Annotated in this window: 18 protein-coding genes; 16 read left to right on the plus strand and 2 right to left on the minus strand. The window is 37.8% G+C overall.

What is annotated here, in order from left to right; genetic code table 11:
• Positions 1-110 precede the first annotated feature (110 nt).
• The 7 genes from JZO76_RS00485 to dtd all read left to right on the plus strand — a co-directional run bounded on the left by JZO76_RS00485 (position 111) and on the right by dtd (position 6,613).
• Entirely contained in the window at positions 111-743 is a 633-nt protein-coding gene (locus JZO76_RS00485; protein ID WP_206902213.1) for a DNA-3-methyladenine glycosylase, read from the plus strand.
• A 2-nt stretch (positions 744-745) separates the two neighbouring features.
• Positions 746-1,225: a DUF3013 family protein gene (locus JZO76_RS00490; RefSeq protein ID WP_206902214.1), complete on the plus strand. Its 480-nt coding sequence runs from the start codon at positions 746-748 to the stop codon at positions 1,223-1,225.
• 84 nt (positions 1,226-1,309) lie between these two features.
• Positions 1,310-2,257 (plus strand): 50S ribosomal protein L11 methyltransferase, encoded by a 948-nt coding sequence (prmA, locus tag JZO76_RS00495; protein ID WP_206902215.1) that lies wholly within the window; start codon positions 1,310-1,312, stop codon positions 2,255-2,257.
• 1 nt (position 2,258) lies between these two features.
• Positions 2,259-3,005: a 16S rRNA (uracil(1498)-N(3))-methyltransferase gene (locus tag JZO76_RS00500; protein WP_206902216.1), complete on the plus strand. Its 747-nt coding sequence runs from the start codon at positions 2,259-2,261 to the stop codon at positions 3,003-3,005.
• Positions 3,006-3,017: 12 nt separating this feature from the next.
• On the plus strand, positions 3,018-3,674 hold the full coding sequence (locus tag JZO76_RS00505; protein WP_206902217.1) for a deoxyribose-phosphate aldolase: 657 nt from the start codon (positions 3,018-3,020) through the stop codon (positions 3,672-3,674).
• Positions 3,675-3,952: 278 nt separating this feature from the next.
• Positions 3,953-6,163, plus strand: a complete 2,211-nt coding sequence (locus JZO76_RS00510) for a RelA/SpoT family protein (protein WP_206902218.1) — start codon at positions 3,953-3,955, stop codon at positions 6,161-6,163.
• 3 nt (positions 6,164-6,166) lie between these two features.
• Positions 6,167-6,613, plus strand: a complete 447-nt coding sequence (gene dtd, locus JZO76_RS00515; RefSeq protein ID WP_206902219.1) for a D-aminoacyl-tRNA deacylase — start codon at positions 6,167-6,169, stop codon at positions 6,611-6,613.
• Positions 6,614-6,694: 81 nt separating this feature from the next.
• On the opposite strand, the gene JZO76_RS00520 is transcribed toward dtd, so the two are convergent.
• Complete coding sequence (locus tag JZO76_RS00520; RefSeq protein WP_206902220.1) at positions 6,695-7,585, minus strand: GIY-YIG nuclease family protein; 891 nt, start codon at positions 7,583-7,585, stop codon at positions 6,695-6,697.
• Between the two features lie 121 nt (positions 7,586-7,706).
• Here JZO76_RS00520 and JZO76_RS00525 point away from each other — a divergent pair, with 121 nt between their 5' ends.
• The 9 genes from JZO76_RS00525 (at position 7,707) to JZO76_RS00565 (ending at position 17,912) form a co-directional block, all read left to right on the plus strand.
• A complete protein-coding gene (locus JZO76_RS00525; RefSeq protein ID WP_206902221.1) occupies positions 7,707-8,210 on the plus strand; it encodes a methylated-DNA--[protein]-cysteine S-methyltransferase in 504 nt (167 codons plus the stop codon).
• Between the two features lie 105 nt (positions 8,211-8,315).
• Entirely contained in the window at positions 8,316-9,971 is a 1,656-nt protein-coding gene (locus JZO76_RS00530; RefSeq protein WP_206902222.1) for a phosphoenolpyruvate carboxykinase (ATP), read from the plus strand.
• Positions 9,972-10,246: 275 nt separating this feature from the next.
• Positions 10,247-11,641, plus strand: a complete 1,395-nt coding sequence (locus JZO76_RS00535) for a glutamate decarboxylase (protein WP_206902223.1) — start codon at positions 10,247-10,249, stop codon at positions 11,639-11,641.
• Between the two features lie 113 nt (positions 11,642-11,754).
• Positions 11,755-13,260 (plus strand): phosphomannomutase/phosphoglucomutase, encoded by a 1,506-nt coding sequence (locus JZO76_RS00540; RefSeq protein WP_206902224.1) that lies wholly within the window; start codon positions 11,755-11,757, stop codon positions 13,258-13,260.
• Positions 13,261-13,344: 84 nt separating this feature from the next.
• Positions 13,345-13,548, plus strand: a complete 204-nt coding sequence (locus JZO76_RS00545) for a hypothetical protein (RefSeq protein ID WP_206902225.1) — start codon at positions 13,345-13,347, stop codon at positions 13,546-13,548.
• Positions 13,549-13,767: 219 nt separating this feature from the next.
• Positions 13,768-14,442, plus strand: coding sequence for a two-component system response regulator SapR (gene sapR / locus JZO76_RS00550; RefSeq protein WP_206902226.1), 675 nt, complete (start codon positions 13,768-13,770; stop codon positions 14,440-14,442).
• Between the two features lie 51 nt (positions 14,443-14,493).
• A complete protein-coding gene (gene sapS, locus JZO76_RS00555) occupies positions 14,494-15,519 on the plus strand; it encodes a two-component system sensor histidine kinase SapS (protein WP_206902227.1) in 1,026 nt (341 codons plus the stop codon).
• Between the two features lie 99 nt (positions 15,520-15,618).
• The gene (locus tag JZO76_RS00560; protein WP_206902228.1) at positions 15,619-16,494 is read left to right on the plus strand and encodes a GRP family sugar transporter; all 876 of its coding nucleotides are present in this window, start codon (positions 15,619-15,621) and stop codon (positions 16,492-16,494) included.
• Between the two features lie 44 nt (positions 16,495-16,538).
• Positions 16,539-17,912 (plus strand): amino acid permease, encoded by a 1,374-nt coding sequence (locus JZO76_RS00565; protein ID WP_206902229.1) that lies wholly within the window; start codon positions 16,539-16,541, stop codon positions 17,910-17,912.
• Between the two features lie 73 nt (positions 17,913-17,985).
• Here the strand turns inward: JZO76_RS00565 and JZO76_RS00570 are convergent, their stop codons facing one another.
• Positions 17,986-18,768 (minus strand): ABC transporter ATP-binding protein, encoded by a 783-nt coding sequence (locus JZO76_RS00570; protein ID WP_206902230.1) that lies wholly within the window; start codon positions 18,766-18,768, stop codon positions 17,986-17,988.
• Between the last annotated feature and the right edge of the window lie 23 nt (positions 18,769-18,791).

Below are 18,791 nucleotides of genomic sequence, written 5' to 3' on the forward strand. Positions count from 1 at the left end.
CATAGCTTTTTGACAATTAAATCTTTTGAAATTGTGGAAAATCCTTAAAAACCAACTGATTTCATGGTCAGAAGCAGGTCTTTTGTGTACAATGAGGGAAGGTGAATGAGATGAGTACATTAAATGAAGCACAAGAAATTTTTAATACAAAAACGACGCCGGAAATTGCTGAGTATTTGATTGGGATGTATGTAGAAAATGTGACGCCAAAAGGAACTACTGGTGGTTATATCGTCGACTGTGAAGCTTACCTAGGTCCAGAAGATGAAGCTGCCCATAGTTATGGCATGCGCAAAACACCACGAGTTCGTGCGATGTATGAAAAAGCGGGCTCGATTTATTTGTATACCATGCATACCCATTTAATTTTGAATATGGTCACTCAAAAGCCCGGTATTCCTCAAGGGGTCATGATCAGAGGGATTGAACCGGCGGCGGGCATTTCATTAATGCAAGCAAATCGTGGTGGCAAATACGGCCCAGAAATTAGTAATGGTCCAGGAAAATTAGTGGCTGCTTTAGGGATTAGCAAAGATTTATATGGCGATTCGATTTTTTCGAGTCCGTTGCATCTTGTGCCGAGTAAAAAGCGAGAACCCAAAGAAATTTTACGCTTGCCACGTATCGGCATTCCCAATAAAGGAAAGTGGACGCAGATGCCATTGCGTTATGCACTTGCCGGCAATCCTTATATTTCACAACAAAAGAAAGCTAAAATTACAGAAGATTGGGGCTGGAAATAGAAATGAAAACCAATATTTTAACTTATTTAGATGAAGCACTAACCAAAAAAATTCCCGATTATGATGTTGCACTAGATTGGGATAAGAAAAATCATACCATTGAGATTGTCCTGCGACTTTTTGCTGAAAATAAGGCAAAACTAACAATTGATGATGCAGCTGGAGTGGAATCAGAAGAAGAAATTATTGAATTTGAGGATGGTATTTTATTATTTAATCCACAAAAATCAAAATTTGAGGAAACAGACTATTTAGCTGTCTTGCCCTATGAAGGAAAAAAGGGAATGCCAAAAGCGATGTTAGATGGTTTAGTAGATTATTTACAATTGGTTTTAGACGAGGGGCAAAGTGATTTGCTGGATTTTTTGGCGGATGAAACAGCAGAAGTTTTTGCACTAACTTTTGATCATGACGTCTTATTTTCTATCATGAACAGCTATAAAAAAGATGGGGATAGTTATATTTCCTATCCTGCTTATTAATATAGTTAAAAACAGGCAAGAATAACTGATTTTAGTGACTGTTTGTAACAGCTATTGCGAAAACTTTTATAAAGGAGCACAAAAATGAAATGGAATGAAATTAAAGTGGAAACAGCTAGTGAAGCGGTGGAAGCTGTAGCAAATATTTTAATGGAGGCTGGCGCTAGCGGAGTTGCGATTGAAGATAGTTTGGATGCAGAATATTTTCAATCTGACGCTTTTGGTGAATTGTTAGACAAAGAAAACTTTACTAAGTTAGATAAAGGAGCAGCGACAGTTCAAGCCTATTTTCCCGAAACGACATTTTTACCAGAAATATTGCCTTTTATCAAAGACCAGATTAATAAATTACCGGAATTTGGTTTAGCTATTGGGGCAAATATTGTTACGACGAGTGAAGTTTCTGAGCAAGATTGGGCAACAGCTTGGAAAAAATATTATCATCCAGTGCGGGTCACACGTTTTCTAACCATCGTGCCCCAGTGGGAAGAATATACAGCTTTAATGCCGGAAGAAAAAATTATAACATTAGATCCAGGCATGGCTTTTGGGACAGGGACACACCCAACGACTAATTTAACTTTGCAAGCATTGGAAATGACGTTGCGCGGTGGCGAAACGCTGCTGGATGTGGGGACAGGTTCTGGTGTATTGAGTATAGCCAGCAAGTTTTTGGGCGCAAATGACGTTCATGCTTTTGATTTAGATGAAGTAGCTGTACGCGCGGCCCAAGAAAATATGGACTTAAACCCAGTTGCAAAAGATGTTCAAGTAAGTGCCAATGATTTATTAAATGGCGTAGAAATTCAAGCTGATGTTATCGTTGCCAATATTTTAGCTGATATTATCATCAAAATGATTCCAGATGCCAACCGTTTATTAAAATCCGATGGAACATTGATTGTCTCTGGCATTATTGAAGATAAAAAAGATGAAGTGCTGGAAGTCTTATTCACTTATGGCTTTTATGTAGCGCAAATTTTGCAGCAAAAAGATTGGTTTGCGATTATTTTGAAAAAAGAGGAAGTTTAAGATGCAACGCTACTTTATTTCCGCGCCATATCAAAGCGGTGAAATCCGGTTAGCAGGGGAAGCTTTTCATCATATGATTCGTGTCATGCGGATGAAGCCAGCAGAAGAAGTATATCTGGTTTATGAAGATCAGATTGCTATTATTGCCCAAATCACCGCCGTCGAAGAAAATACGGTCGTTTTAAGGGAAGTCGCTAAAGAAATGCAAAATAAAGAGTTACCTCTTTTGGTTACGATTGCCAGTGGTTATCCAAAAGGCGATAAGTTGGAATGGATTGTCCAAAAAGGAACTGAACTGGGTGCCTATGAATTTATTGGCTTTCCTGCTCAAAGTTCGGTTGTAAAATGGGATGAAAAAAAACTAGCAAAGAAAAAACAACGTTTAACAAAAATTGCCCAAGAAGCTGCTGAGCAATCACAACGGCAATTAACGCCAAATGTAGAACTTTTAGCTAATGAAGGGCAATTGTGGGATAGATTAGCAGAATACGACGGAATTGTCGTAGCTTATGAAGAGTCTGCTAAAGAAGGGGAAAAGGCCCAATTGGTTCAAATTTTGCAAGAATTGCCAGCTGGCAGCCGGTTACTTGCAATTTTTGGCCCAGAAGGTGGGATTACACCTAGTGAAATAGAAAAAATGCGTGCAGCTGGTGGTAAATTATGCGGTCTAGGTCCACGGATTTTACGAACAGAAACAGCCCCCTTATACTTACTAAGTGCGATTAGTTATCAGTGGGAATTATTGTAAAGAGGTGAGCTTATGAAAGTTAGTGAGATTATCAGTTTACGTTTGGTTGATCCGACGATTACAGACTGGGATTTTAAAGATCAACTTTTGTCATTACAGAACAAGCCTTTAAAAGAAATTGTTGTCTTGCCTAATCATTTGGAGCGGGCAAAACAGCTTCTAGCGAAGACATCCATTGAAATTGGTACGGTAATTGACTATCCTTTAGGCAATGGTACGATTGCAAAAAAAGCTTTTGAGGTTGGCAAAGCATTTCAAAGTGGCGCCGATTTTTTGGAAATTACTGTTTCACCTACGATGCTCATTCAACAAAGTGCAAAAGCAAAAGAGCTAAACAAAACATTACAATCTTTAGCAATGGCGTGGGGTGAAATACGCCTCCGGATAGACAGCCGCAACTTAAAAGAATTGCAAAAAATCGAAATTGCCCAACAAATTAAAGAATTGGGCTGGCACCATTTAATCTTAGGTGAAGGGGATTCTTTTGACAATGCCAAGCACGATGCGACAATTTTTGATTATGACGCGGGTAAAACTGTCAAACTACAAATCAATTTAACCAGTGTAACAAGCGAACAGCTTCAAGAGTTAATTTTAAGTGGCGCTGATAGTTTTGGTGTTTTAACTTTAGCTAATTTGGATTTAACGGCAGAATTAAGGGAGTTTTAAGCAAGTTTTAAGCAATTGAAATCTCGCTAGTTTCTAGTGTATAATAACCCTAATTATTCGCAAAGTACCGCTTTATTGTCGGTACTTTTCTTCATAAAATGAAAAATAATTTAAACCAAAATTTAGCGAGTTTAAATTAAAGTTTGCTTGTTTTTTTTAGTGGTTTTTGAGGATATTAAGGCGAAATTTTGAATAATTCGACGTAGTAAATCAAGACTTCGCCTTAGTAGCTAAAAATGATTTTTTACAAAGTTTTTCAAAAGAAAAGAGGTATGCTTGTGGCAAAAGATGAAATCGTAACAGGCCCCGGTGTGATTCGTTTAGTTAGTCAATATATGAGCCCAGAACATGTGGCCTTTGTGCAAAAAGCATTGGATTATGCCACGGAAGCTCACAAGGAACAATTTCGTAAATCTGGCGAACCTTACATTATTCACCCCATTCAAGTTGCGGGGATTTTAGCTGAATTGCATATGGACCCACATACCGTTGCAACAGGATTTTTGCATGATGTGGTAGAAGATACACCCATAACTTTAGCCGATTTGACACGAGATTTTGGCAGTGATGTGGCGATGTTAGTGGATGGCGTCACAAAACTGGGGAAAATTAAATACAAATCCCATGAAGAACAACTAGCTGAAAATCACCGTAAAATGTTGATTGCCATGGCACAAGACTTGCGAGTTATTATGGTCAAATTGGCAGATCGCTTGCACAATATGCGAACATTAAAACATCTGCGAGAAGACAAGCAGCGCCGAATCGCCAAAGAAACATTGGAGATTTATGCGCCGTTAGCACATCGTTTGGGGATTAGTCGAATTAAATGGGAACTAGAAGATACGGCTTTGCGGTATTTGAACCCACAGCAATATTACCGTATCGTTCATTTAATGCAGTCAAAACGAGATGAACGGGAAGCTTACGTGGCCGAAACAGTGGAAGAAATTCGGGTGGCCACAGAAGAGTTAGACATTTACGCGGAAATTTATGGTCGTCCCAAACACATTTACTCCATCTATCGCAAAATGGTAGATCAAAAGAAAAAATTTGAAGAAATTTATGACTTGTTGGCAATTCGCGTAATCGTAGATACGATTAAAGACTGTTATGCTGTTTTAGGGACCATTCATACAAAATGGAAGCCGATGCCAGGTCGGTTTAAAGATTATATTGCGATGCCAAAAGCCAATATGTATCAGTCGTTACACACGACTGTTATTGGTCCTAAAGGCAATCCTGTTGAAATTCAAATTAGAACCCATGAAATGCATGAAATTGCAGAGTTTGGGGTAGCAGCACACTGGGCCTATAAAGAAGGTAAGACAGACAAAGTAAAACCAGATAAAATGACGAACCAAATTAGTTGGTTTAGAGAAATTTTGGAACTACAAGATGAAAGCTATGACGCCTCAGAATTCATGGAAGGTGTTAAGGGGGACATTTTTAGCGATAAAGTTTACGTCTTTACACCAAAAGGGGATGTAACGGAATTACCCCAAGGATCTGGACCACTAGACTTTGCCTACAGCATTCATACAGATGTTGGCAATAAGACCACTGGTGCAAAGGTCAATGGCAAGATGGTGCAGTTGGATTATAAACTGAAAAACGGCGATATCGTTGAGATTCTAACTTCACCGAATTCTTTTGGACCGAGTCGTGACTGGTTGAAATTTGTTGCCACAAGTAAAGCCAAAAATAAAATTAAACGCTTCTTTAAAGCACAAGATCGAGAAGAAAATGTGCAAAAAGGCCATGATGCAGTGTATAAGACATTGCAAGAAATGGAATTTTTACCAAAAGATTATATGAACAAAAACAAAATGGCAGATCTTTTGGAACGTTTTAATTATCAATCAGAAGATGATTTGTATGCTGCTGTTGGTTATGGTGAAGTTAGTCCGACAACTGTCGCAAATCGCTTAACAGAAGAAGAACGCCGTCAGAAAAAAGAAGAAAAAGAAAAGCAAAAAGTGCAAGAAATGATGAATCAGCCGGCGACTAAAAAAGAAGACCGTATGAAAGTTCGTCATGATGGCGGTATCGTGATTGAAGGCGCAGATAATTTACTCATTCGAATCAGTCGTTGTTGTAATCCAGTGCCAGGCGATGATATCGTCGGCTATATCACCAAAGGTCGGGGAATTTCGATTCATCGCCGAGATTGTCCCAATGTCAACACTCCAACGGCTGAAAAACGGCTCATTGAAGTAGAGTGGGAAGATACTTCCAATAATTCTAAAGAATACGATGCCGATCTAGAAATTTATGGTTACGATCGTTCGGGTCTTTTAAATGATGTCTTGCAAACAGTTAACGCTATGACCAAACGCCTGCAAAGTGTAGAAGCCAAATCAAATAAAGATAAAATGGCAACGATTCGCATTACCGTGGGTATTCAGAACTTAACACATTTGAAACAGATTGTTGATAAAATCAAACAAATTCCTGAAGTTTACAGTGTCAGACGAACAAAGGGGTAGAAAATGAGAGCAGTTATACAGCGGGTAAAATCAGCCAGCGTGGCAATTGATGAAAAAATCGTTGGAGAAATTAATCAAGGGTTTATGATTTTACTTGGCATTCATGAAGAAGATACAAAAGAAGATGTGGACTATTTAGTGCGTAAAATTGCCATGATGCGTGTTTTTGAAGATGAAGCAGGTAAGCTGAATTTAAGCATTGATGCTATTTCTGGTAGTATTTTGAGCATTTCACAATTTACGTTATATGCTGATACAAAAAAAGGAAATCGTCCGAGTTTTGTCAAAGCGGCGCGGCCAGAGCAGGCCATTCCGCTGTATGAGGCATTTAACGATGGTTTGCGTCAAAAGGGACTTGAGGTAGAAACGGGTGAATTTGGCGCCGATATGCAAGTTTCTTTAATCAATGATGGACCGGTAACCATCATTATGGATACGCGGGACAAATAAATAAAAGACCAGCCAAAAAAATCTTTTAGATTTTTGGGCTGGTCTTTTTGATTATCAAGTAAAAGGAAAATTAAAATGAGCCTAGTGATAGCGGGCATAATAGCTTCTTAAAATATCCAAAGGGTCAACGTCTGCTTTTTGTAAGATTACAGGTGAAAATTTTTTGTCTGGAAAAGTGACAGCTGGGCTGCTTTTTTTTATCTGTGTATCTACAATGACGCCATAAGCGATAAAATAAATTTTTTCTCTGTCGTCTCCTAAGGGAAGTTTTAGCGTCAATTGCTTTTTTTGACAGAATTCATTGCGCTGCAGCAGGTAATGATAGAAATGTTGGCAAAGTTCTAATTGCTCTTTTATCAACTGAGCGTGTTCAAAATTTTGCTGCTTGGCGCTGTAAGCAATGCGGGCGTTTAATAAATTGAACAAGTTTGTCTTTTTACCGGCAAAAAATTGTTGGCAATTTTTTAGACGCTCTGAGAGTGGTGTTTGTTCCACTGTGGGCAATTGTTGAAGAATCATTTTTTTGGTTACATTATTCACATTTGGCAGCAGATAGTTTTCCGTTAATAGTGCTAAAATTTGAGGCAGTTTTTTATATTGACGAAAAGGGCCCAAGCTGGTTTTAGTGGGAATATCAGTTAAGATAGGTCCCGTTTTAGTAAAGTCAACGTAACAATAATTTTGATAATAGTTCATGATGCGATTGTAATGAGGATGAATTTCTTGGATTAGGCGACATTCCAATAATAGTGCATCTAATTCTGTATCAACTGGACGAATTTCTAAATCAGCAATATTGAAAATCATACGTTGGACTTTTTTGGTATGTTGTTGATTTTTTTGAAAATAGGAGCGAACGCGTCGCTTTAAATTTTTCGCTTTACCGACATAAATAATAGCGCCATGGGTATCTTTCATTAAGTATATTCCGGGTGTTTCTGGTAAATTTTTTAGTTTATCTTGTAAAGTCATTATTTCGTCTCTTTTTTTTATTTTTAGTGGGTTTAGTATAACGTAAAAATGAAATTTAGCCAAAAACATAAGAAGAGTAATTCTTCAACATTCAAGGTACAATAACAATGAGGTGAAAAAGATGGAAACTATTGTGATGGATCGTTTTACTTGTAGCGGCCATGATTTTGTCGTTGGTCGCATTAAAGCCGGCGTTTGTTATATTGGTACGACAGCGGTAGCAAAAAAAGAGTTGACGAAGTTTTTTAAAGGCTGGCCGATAACGGAAGATATTGGGAGCAGTCAGGACGTAAAAGAACAATTAACAGCATATTTTAATGGTCAATTAGAAGAATTTAATTTTCCTTTGGCTTTTGTGGGAACCGATTTTCAAAAGCAAGTGTGGCAAAAATTAGTAACGGTCCCTTATGGTAAGACCATTGCCTACAGTGAATTAGCACGACAAGTTGGTAATGAAAAAGGCGTACGGGCAGTAGCCAATGCTGTCGGTCGTAATCCGATTATGATTGTTGTACCTTGTCACCGCATTATTGGAAAGAACGGGCGCTTAACGGGCTATCGTGGCGGAATAGAGATGAAAGTTGCGCTATTGCGGCAAGAAGGAATATCTGAATTTGCATATTAAAATTTTTTTAAGGAAATGAAAAGACAAGAAACCAACGTTGTATTATAATTAATTTATTATCATGTAAACACTTTAATTTTAATATAGACGATGGGAGGAGAACAAATGGCAACTGTTGGCACTTATTCACATCAGGCTATTAACCCTGATAATCATTTATTCTCAAGCTTTAAAACAATGGTGGAGTCTGTTTTTTATGGAAACAATGTTACGCTGGTAAAAGATTTAGCCACCGCTTATGACTTAGCAAAAAATGTTCCTGGCGCAGTCATCACGGATATGCCAGTCATTCACACTAAAGAGTTAGGCTTACCACAAGATGCAAAGGTGATTGTTTTTAATGACGGCAAAATCACTGGGCGTACCGCTGCTGCAAGACGTGTGATTGGGCAACCTGGAATTGATCGCACTTTTTATGAAGGCGTTTTGCGTCAAGCTTTGTATGACGGGCAGCATCACAACTTTTACCGCGGTGAAGTTTCAGTTGGCTTAGATCCGGAGTTTATGGTCAAGGGACATTTGTTATTGCCCGAAGGCTATGAAACCAACTTTTATTCTTATCTACTAAATTTTCAAATTTTAACCAATGAATTTCAAGAGTTGTACGCAACTTCAATTGAGTATCCGGAAAATGATATTTATTTGTACGCAGATCCTACATGGACACATCCGGATTTCCCACATGGATTAGCGTTATTTGATCCAGAACATAACGTCGCTGCTGTTTTGGGCTTGAATTATTTCGGAGAACTAAAAAAAGCTACGTTAACGCTGGCTTGGGCAACAGCACACCGCAATGGTTTTGTCGCATGTCACGGTGGTATGAAACAATATCATAAAGATGACAGCAAGTTTACAATGGCTGCTTTTGGTCTTTCTGGTTCAGGTAAATCAACAATCACTCTAGCCAAACACGGGGATAAATATCAGGTGGATGTCTTACATGATGATGCTTTTGTCATCAACAAAGAACACGGGTCGACAACGGCATTAGAGCCGGCTTATTTCGACAAAACGCAAGACTATCCACTGGAAGATGAGGCAGTAAAATATTTTCTGACTTGCCAAAATGTAGGGGTAACATTAGACGATGAAGAAAAGAAAGTAATTGTTACACAAGATATTCGCAATGGTAACGGCCGTACGGTTAAGTCGCGTTATGTCACACCAAATCGCGTCGATCATTTAAAAGAAGCAGTCGATGCAATTTTTTGGATTATGAAAGACGATAGTTTACCACCGATTGTTAAAATCGATGATCCAACATTAGCGGCAGTTTTTGGCTTAACGCTTGCAACAAAGCGGACGACAGCAGAAAATGTCGTTGGCAATGTTGATTTGGACAAATTGGTAATTGAACCTTTTGCCAATCCGTTCCGCTGCTATCCATTAGGTCAAGATTATGCTGATTTTCGAGAAATTTTTGCAAACGAAAAGACAGACACTGCTTGTTATATTTTAAATACCGGATTTTATAAAGGCAAAAAAGTTAAACCTCAAGATACATTAGGGGCGATTGAAAAAATTGTAGAGGCAACTGCCGATTTTATACCATTTGGTCCTTTGGAAAATATGAGCTATTTGCCAATTGAAGGCTTTGAGGTGGACTTTACAGATCCAACCTATCTCACACAATTGAAAGTGCGGATGCAAGGACGCCTTGATTTTATCTTGGCGCAAACTAAAGAAAATGAAGGTTATAATGCTTTACCAGAGGAAGTTGCAAAAGTTATGGAGAAATTAATGGAGCAAATAGTCTAAGTAAAAATGAAAATCCGCTAAAGATCGTTTTCTTTGCGGATTTTTTTTGCGGTTGCATTATCAAGAGGTTACAGATTTTTACCGATAAAAATTCATTTTACCAATATCAGTGTAAAGGAACTTTTTTGGATAAATTTTCAAATTGGCTTTTGGTAAAGAGTACCAGTAGAGTGATTACTAAGATTTAGTCAAAGGATTAAATCAGGCTTACCGTCTTTTACTCATCAATAGATAGCTATTTTTACAATCATTATGAGAGAAATGGAGTGAAAAAAATGCTTTATGAAAAAAAGAATCGCCGTGAAGCGGAATATTTAGAACCAATCTTTGGAACTAGAGATGAAGATGAAATGTTACCTTCTTATAAACTAGGAGAACAATCAATGGAACCGCGGGTGGCCTACCAAATGATTAAAGATGATTTGTTAGATGAAGGGAAATCGCGCTTAAATTTAGCCACTTTTTGCCAAACCTATATGGAGCCAGAAGCGGTCAAATTAATGAGTGAGACGCTAGATCGTAATGCCATTGACAAGTCCGAATATCCTCGGACTGCCGAAATTGAAAATCGCTGTGTCAATATAATTGCAGATTTATGGCATGGACAAGAAGATTTTATCGGGACTTCTACGATCGGTTCTTCCGAGGCGTGTATGTTAGCGGGGATGGCGATGAAGTTTTCATGGCGTAAACGGGCTGCAAAACTAGGCGTGGCGCTTGAAAAAAGAAAACCCAATTTAATTATTTCGTCAGGTTATCAAGTTTGTTGGGAGAAATTTTGTGTCTATTGGGACATTGAGCTTCGGGAAATACCATTGACAGCTGATTGTCTTTCTTTAGATATTGAAAAAGCAATGGCTGAAATTGATGAATATACCATTGGCGTCGTGGGAATTTTAGGCATTACCTACACAGGTCAATACGATGATATAGAAAAACTCGATGCAAAATTAACAGAATATAACAAACAGACAGAACACAAGGTTTATATCCACGTAGATGCAGCTTCAGGGGGATTGTATGCACCTTTTGTAGAACCAGATTTAAAATGGGACTTTCAATTAGAAAATGTTATCTCAATTAATGCATCAGGTCATAAGTATGGATTAGTTTATCCTGGTGTTGGTTGGGTGGTATGGAAGAATAAGTCATTTTTACCAGAAGAATTAATTTTTAAGGTGAGCTACTTAGGTGGTGAGTTGCCAACGATGGCAATCAATTTTTCCCATAGTGCTGCACAGTTGATTGGACAATACTATAATTTTGTACGCTTTGGCTTTAACGGCTATCAAAGTATTCACAAGCGCACCCATGATGTTGCCATGTATCTAGCAGAAAAATTAAAAGAGTCGCATCAATTTGAATTGATTAATGACGGTAAGCAATTACCGCTTGTGTGTTATCAGTTACACCCCGACGAAAAACGGCAGTGGACACTTTATGATTTGTCTGATCGCCTATTAATGAAAGGCTGGCAAGTTCCTACCTATCCTTTGCCGAAGTCTTTAGATAATCAAGTAATTCAGCGGATTGTAGTTCGGAGTGATTTTGGGATGAATATGGCGCATGATTTTATTGAAGATTTAAAGGTGGAAATCACAGAGTTAGAGCAGAGTCATTTGGTTTTTCACGAAAAAACTGAACGGAAAAATTATGGCTTTACTCATTAAAAATGCGCAAATTTATTTAAAGAGCATAAAAGTATTTTTTACCAAAAAAGTAATGCGAGTTAAAAAAGAATCTGTTATACTAAGGAAAAGCGTTTTCAGAAAGGGTGCTTATTTTGGCAAAGAAATTACCATTGGCATTAAGTTCAGATATTCGTGGAATTGCAGTAGCAACAACAGATTTTATAGCAAATTTGACACCAGTAGAAATGGCAGAAATTGCAGCAGGGCTGATTCAATTTTTACAAAATAAAGGCTTAGCGCAAAAATATAAGAGCGGAAAATTACGGGTAGGAATTGGACGAGATAGCCGGATTAGTGGTCCAGAGTTGAAAAAAGCTTTTGTTGCTGCTTTACAAAAGCAAGGAGTAAATGTGATTGATTTTGATCTTGCAACGACCCCAGCAATGTTTATGAGTACGCAATTTGCACAATTTAACTGTGATGCGGGCATTATGCTGACTGCAAGTCACTTACCTTATTATTATAATGGTGTAAAAATCTTTACCAAAGCCGGCGGTGTAGAAGAAGAGGACATTCGCTACATCATGGCCCATCCTGAAATTCATGAAAATAATTTTGAAGGAACCTATCAAACTGCGGACTTGATTTCTATATATAGTGCTGATTTGGTTGCAAAAATAAAAGCTGCAACTAAAGACTTTGGTGAAAAACCATTAACAGGCTGGCATATTGTTGTGGATGCCGGCAATGGGGCAGGTGGCTTTTTTGCAGAAAAAGTCTTGCAAGTTCTAGGTGCCGATACAAATGGTTCGCAATTTTTAAACCCTGATGGGAATTTTCCCAACCATATCCCAAACCCGGATAATAAAGAAGCAATGGCCAGCATCAAAGCTGCTGTTTTAACACAAAAAGCTGATTTAGGAGTAATTTTTGATACGGATGTAGATCGAGCGGCTTTAGTAGGGCCAAATGGCGCTGTCTTAAATCGGAATAATCTAATTGCGGTATTAAGTAAAATTATTTTGACCCAACATCCTGGAGCGACAATTGTGACGAATTCTCCGACGAGTGACCACCTAAAAGATTTCATCGTTTTACAAGGAGGGCAACAGGTTCGCTACATTTCGGGATATAAAAATGTGATTAATAAAATGATTGCTTTAAATGCAGAGGGGATTGATACACAGTTAGCTATTGAAACGAGTGGACATGCCGCCTTTAAAGAAAACTACAATTTAGATGACGGTGCGTATGTTGTTGCTAAAATTTTGATGATGTTACCTCAATTAAAAGCACAAGGTCAAACAATCACCGATTTGATTGACCAGTTAAACCAACCAGCGGAAACTTTAGAAATTCGGCTAAAAATTAATGAAAGCAATTTTAAAGTTTATGGTCAAGAAGTGATTGACGCGTTAAGAGCAGCCGATTTTGTCGGATTTAAAGAAGATGAGGAAAACGAAGAAGGGGTGCGCTTGACCCTGAGTGAACCTTATGGTGCAGGCTGGCTTTTATTACGACTAAGTTTGCATGAACCATTGTTGGTTTTACAAGTAGAAAACGATGAAGTGGGCATGATTGAAAAAGTTTTGCCGGTTTTACGTGAGTTTTTTGCTACATTTACTGAATTGGACTTGGCACCTTTTGACAAAAAATAACTTCTGTCTGGATAACGCTTGCAAAATTTGTCAAACTTGGGTAAAACTAAAGATGAAAAGGTTTTAGTCAAAGGGGTAAGAAAAATGATAGGTTGGGTTTTAGTTGGTGCAACAGTAATCACGTATGGGAGTAATTTTTTAGCATATCGTTATTTGAAAAATCGGCCCAGTGATTGGTTTGAAAAAATAGCGTTATACTTTGGCGTTAATATGAGTGTCTTATTTGCTGATGGAATATTTTTATTTATAGCCAAATTAGTGGAAGAGGGCATTTTATTAATTGAATAAATTATAATAGACATAATAAATGACTGTGCCAATATTTTTGGCACAGTCATTTATTTTAGCTAGACGGCGTTTTATAAGTAACTTCAATCGTGACCTTGTATCAGTCTAAATTAGCTAAGTTATTTTTAAATCAGCAGTCAGAACTTGCGACAAAAACTAAAATGCGCTAACGTGATACTAGCGAGTATTTTAAACGAATGTGTCTGATAGGAGGATATCATGGCAAAAATTATGGTAGTAGAAGACGAAGGAGTCATTCGTCAGTTAATTATGGAAGAGTTAAAAAAGTGGCAATTTGATGTCTTTGGCACCACCAATTTTGAAAATGTTTTTAGTGATTTTAGTGAAGAAGAACCACAATTGGTTTTATTAGATATTAATTTGCCAGTTTTTGATGGCTATTACTGGTGTCAAAAAATTCGTGAAGTTTCCAAGGTGCCGATTATTTTTATTTCGAGTCGCAATACGAATATGGATATGATTATGGCCATGAACATGGGGGCAGATGACTTTGTCACAAAACCTTTTGAATTGGATGTCTTGGTCGCAAAAATTAATGCTTTGTTACGCCGTTCTTACAATTATTCCGAAGCAAATGCTGAAACGTTGGTCCACAATGGTTTAACGTTGAATGTGGACAACAGTACCATGATGATTCACGATGAAGTAATTGACTTGAGTAAAAATGAATACCGGCTGTTGTACATCTTAATGAAGAATAATGGCAAAATTTTATCCCGTGAAAAATTGCTGCGGGCGTTGTGGGATGATGAACGTTATGTTGATGATAATACGTTAACCGTGAATATTAATCGCCTGCGTCGAAAAATTGAACAGGCTGGTGTGAAAGACTACATTGAAACTAAAGTAGGACAAGGTTATATTGTTCCGTAAGTTATTTTTTCCCCGGTACAACAGGTCAGAATTTCAAATTTAGGAGCGAACATGAATTTTTTTAAATATTTAAAAGATCAATGGTTATTAGTTTTTGGTTGGGTCGGTTTTGTCTTTTTAACGGCATTTGTGATGTGGTTAACACCAGGATTTCAGATGAGTTGGCGCAATGTTGGCTATTTGGCCTTAATCGAAGGGGTATTTTTTGCGGTAATTCTAATTTATCATTATTATTATAAGCGTCGCTGGTGGCAAAAATTACAGTCTGCTGAAGAAGAAAGTCCCATTCAAAATTATTTAACTGGGGCAAGAACTTATGAAGAACAAGTACAACAAGACTTCATTAACCAAATTATTCGGGAACATCAAGTCCATATGCAAAAAATAATAGCGGCCCAAGAAGAGCAAAAAGACTATATCGACTCTTGGGTTCATGAAATTAAAGTCCCATTAGCAGCTAGTCGTCTTTTGCTGCATGCAGTAGAATTTGATATTTCTGATGAAAAATATATGCAATTAGAAAATGAATTAGGCAAAATTGATGGCTATGTTGAACAAGTTTTATACGTTGCTCGCTTGGATAATTTTTCAAAAGATTATTTAATTGAGGAAACGAAGTTAAAGAGTGTGATACAGCCAATTATGCGGAGCAATGCCAACTATTTTATTCAAAAGAAATTGCGGTATCAAGTTATTGGTGAAAATCACAGTGTGCTAACTGATGCGAAGTGGATTGGTTTTATTTTTCAACAGCTGTTAAGTAACGCGATTAAATATACGCCGGAAAATGGTGAAATTTTCATTTTGCTCGATAAATCTGATAAAGGGGTAACTTTGACAGTAAAAGACAGTGGAATTGGGATTCCCAAAGAAGATTTACGCCGTATTTTTGATAAAGGTTTTACTGGCCAAAACGGTCGCTTTTCTGAAATGCATGCAACAGGCTTAGGGCTTTATTTAGCGCAAAATTTAGCAAGTCAGTTGGGTGTAGAATTAACAGCGGAATCAACCGTAGGAGTTGGCACAGCCATGACATTGTTCTTTCCGTATGTCTCTTATTATCAAGAACAGCGCTAAACTCGTAGGAAACTGCGAGTTTTTTCTTGTTTGCAAAACGTTTTCACTGCTACACTGATTGGGTGTCTTTTTAGATTATATAGATTGAGGAGAATGTCAATGGCTTTATTAGTAGCTTTAGTACCAATGTTTGCTTGGGGCAGCATTGGATTAGTAAGTGGGAAATTAGGTGGCGATGCCAATCAACAAACCCTTGGAATGACGATGGGAGCGTTTATTTTTTCACTGGGAATCTTTTTTGTTATGCGACCAAGCATTGATATGTTAACAATTATGATTGGTTTTATTTCAGGCTTGTTTTGGTTTGTGGGACAAAATGGCCAGTTTCATGCCATGAAGGCCATGGGCGTTTCAGTTGGCTTACCACTTTCAACAGGGATGCAATTGATGCTAAATACAATTGCTGGGGCTATTTTCTTTCATGAATGGCGTCATGGGCGAGATTTTATTTTAGGATTTTTAGCTTTGGCATTATTAGTAGCGGGAGCTTACTTAACTTCCCGTAAAGATCCCAATGGTAAAAGTAAACCAGAAGCCGGTATGAAAATGTATGATTTTGGCAAAGGGTTTCGTTTCTTGTTTATTTCGACAATTGGCTATGGTCTTTATACGATTATCATTACTTGGGCTGGACTTGATCCTTTAGCAATTATTTTACCTCAAAGTATTGGGATGTTAACTGGTGCGTTATGTTTTTCAGCGCGAAAAGTTGCCTTTGATAAATATGTCTGGCGCAATATTACTTCGGGCCTTTTGTGGGGGATCGGAAATATTTGTATGCTGTTATCCATTCAAACCGTTGGCCTGGCGGTCGGATTTTCGTTATCACAAATGGGTATTATTATTTCGACTTTGGGTGGAATTTTCTTATTAGGTGAACACAAGACGAAAAAAGAAATGTTTTATGTCATTATCGGTTGCCTTCTTGTTATTTTTGGTGGTATTCTTTTAGGATATATGAAGGCTTTATCTTAAAAGTCGACTAAAAGAAATATCGTTAAATTATGAGGGGGAGCCCAATGAATTTTCGCAAAAAAGAGATTGAAACAGGTTATGCTAATGACTTAAAGCGTAATTTGCAGCTAAAAGATTTAATTATGCTGGGAATTGGCGCTATTATCGGAACGGGGATTTTTGTGATTACGGGGGTGCCAGACGCCAATCATGCTGGTCCGGCATTAACGTTATCTTTTGTTTTAGCAGCGGTAGTAGTGGGTTTATCAGGACTTTGTTTTGCTGAATTTTCAGCGCGTATTCCTGTTATCGGCGGACCATATGCCTACATGTATGTTGTCTTTGGTGAATTTGCCGCTTGGTTTACAGGCTGGTTTTTAATTTGTGAGTTTTTATTAGCTGTTTCATCAGTCGCTTCTGGTTGGTCAGGTTATATGCAGGGATTTTTGGGTAGCTGGGGTATTCATTTACCCAAGGGGCTAACAGCTGGATATAATGCTGCAAATGGCACATATATCGACTTGATTGCTGCATTGGTGATTGTTTTTATTACTTTTTGGGTGAGCCAAGAAGCCAAAAAAGCATTACGCTTAAACAATGCGATGGTGTGGGTGAAATTTTTCATTATTATTTTATTTATTGCGGTTGGAATCTTTTATATTAAACCCAATAACTGGACACCGTTTATGCCGAATGGTGCCAGTAGTGTTTTTCGTGGATCATCTTTAGTTTTCTTTGCCTTTTTAGGGTTTGATTCAGTGGCAATGGCAGCAGAAGAAGTGAAAAATCCGCAAAAGGATGTACCAAAAGGAATTATCGGCTCTATTGGTATTGCAACTATTTTATATATTATTGTAACGTTGATTTCGACCGGGGTTGTTCCATTTGCTAAGTTACAAGTATCTGATCCAATGGCGTTTGTGATGCGTTATGCCGGACACGGCTTTTTAGGTTCTGTAATTTCTGTGGGGGCCATTTTAACACTACTAACGGTAACAATTTCAATGATGTATTCTTTAGCGCGTTTATTGTATGCCATAAGCAAAGATGGTCTTTTACCAAAGCAAATGCAAAAAATTGATCAAAAAACGCGTACACCAAAAAATGCGACTTTTGTCGCGGGAGCCTTTGCATTATTCTTTGCCGCTGCTTTTCCGTTGCAGATTTTGGCGGAGTTGACGAACATTGCGGCCTTGGTTTACTTAATGATGGTTTCTGGTGGTATTTTGAAATTACGGAAAGAATTTGGTAAACCAGAAAAAGGCCAATTTGCAGTGCCCTTTGTACCCTTGTTGCCAATTTTATCGGTGCTGGCTTGTATCTTTTTAATTGCACAGTTTAGCGTGACCACGTATCTTGTTTTTGCTGTAACGTTAGTATTAGGTTTAGCAATTTACTTTTTCTATGGGTATCGCAACAGTAAGATGAACAACGAATAAATTGAAAAGGTGTCAAAAACTTCCAAATTAAGTAGGGAGTTTTTGACATCTTTTTTCATTTTAGCTAGAAAATTTATGATTTTGGATAAACGAGCAGGCGGTCTTGATTTAAGGTCGTAATTTGAATCGGCCGTTCATAAAAGTCATTTAAAACAGGCGCGGTGATTAAATCAGCGGGTGTTCCTTTGGCATAAATTTGACCATTGCGAATCATCAGGACTTGTGAAATAAATGGTAAAATTTCTTCGGTGTGGTGGGTGACAAATAAAATCGTTGGGGCATTTTTTTGTTGTTTTAGTTTGGTAATCTTTGCTAATAAGTCTTCTCTTGCAAATAGATCCAGACCATTACAAGGCTCATCTAAAATTAAAAGCTCGGGGTCAGCCATGAGGGCGCGGGCAATTAAAACAACTTGTTTTTCTCCTTGGGATAAAATTTGATAAGGCTTTTGCAGCAGTTGGCCGCCTCCTAATGTGGTTAATAGGGCAGCTGCTTTTTCTTCATCTGCCAGATTGTGTTCTTGCCATAAGCCAATACTGGCAAATTTACCAGAGATGACGATGGAAAGTGCAGTGTCACTTTGATACAATTTTGCCTCTACGACATTGCTGACCCAGCCGATCCGTTTTGTTAAATTAGGTATATTTGCTTTCCCAAATTCAGATTCCAAAACAGTTAGTTTACCATTTGACGGCCAAATATTTCCGGCAATCATTTGCAATAATAATGTCTTACCAGCGCCATTTAAGCCTAAAATAGCCCAATCTTCGCCATTTTCAATTCTCCAGTTGATATTATTCAATAAAACTTTTTGTTTACGAATTAAATTGACTGCTTCAAAACTTAAAATTGTCATGGTAAGCCCACCTTTTAATTAAC

The organism is Candidatus Enterococcus myersii, from assembly GCF_017316025.1.
GTDB classification, from domain to species: domain Bacteria; phylum Bacillota; class Bacilli; order Lactobacillales; family Enterococcaceae; genus Enterococcus_C; species Enterococcus_C montenegrensis.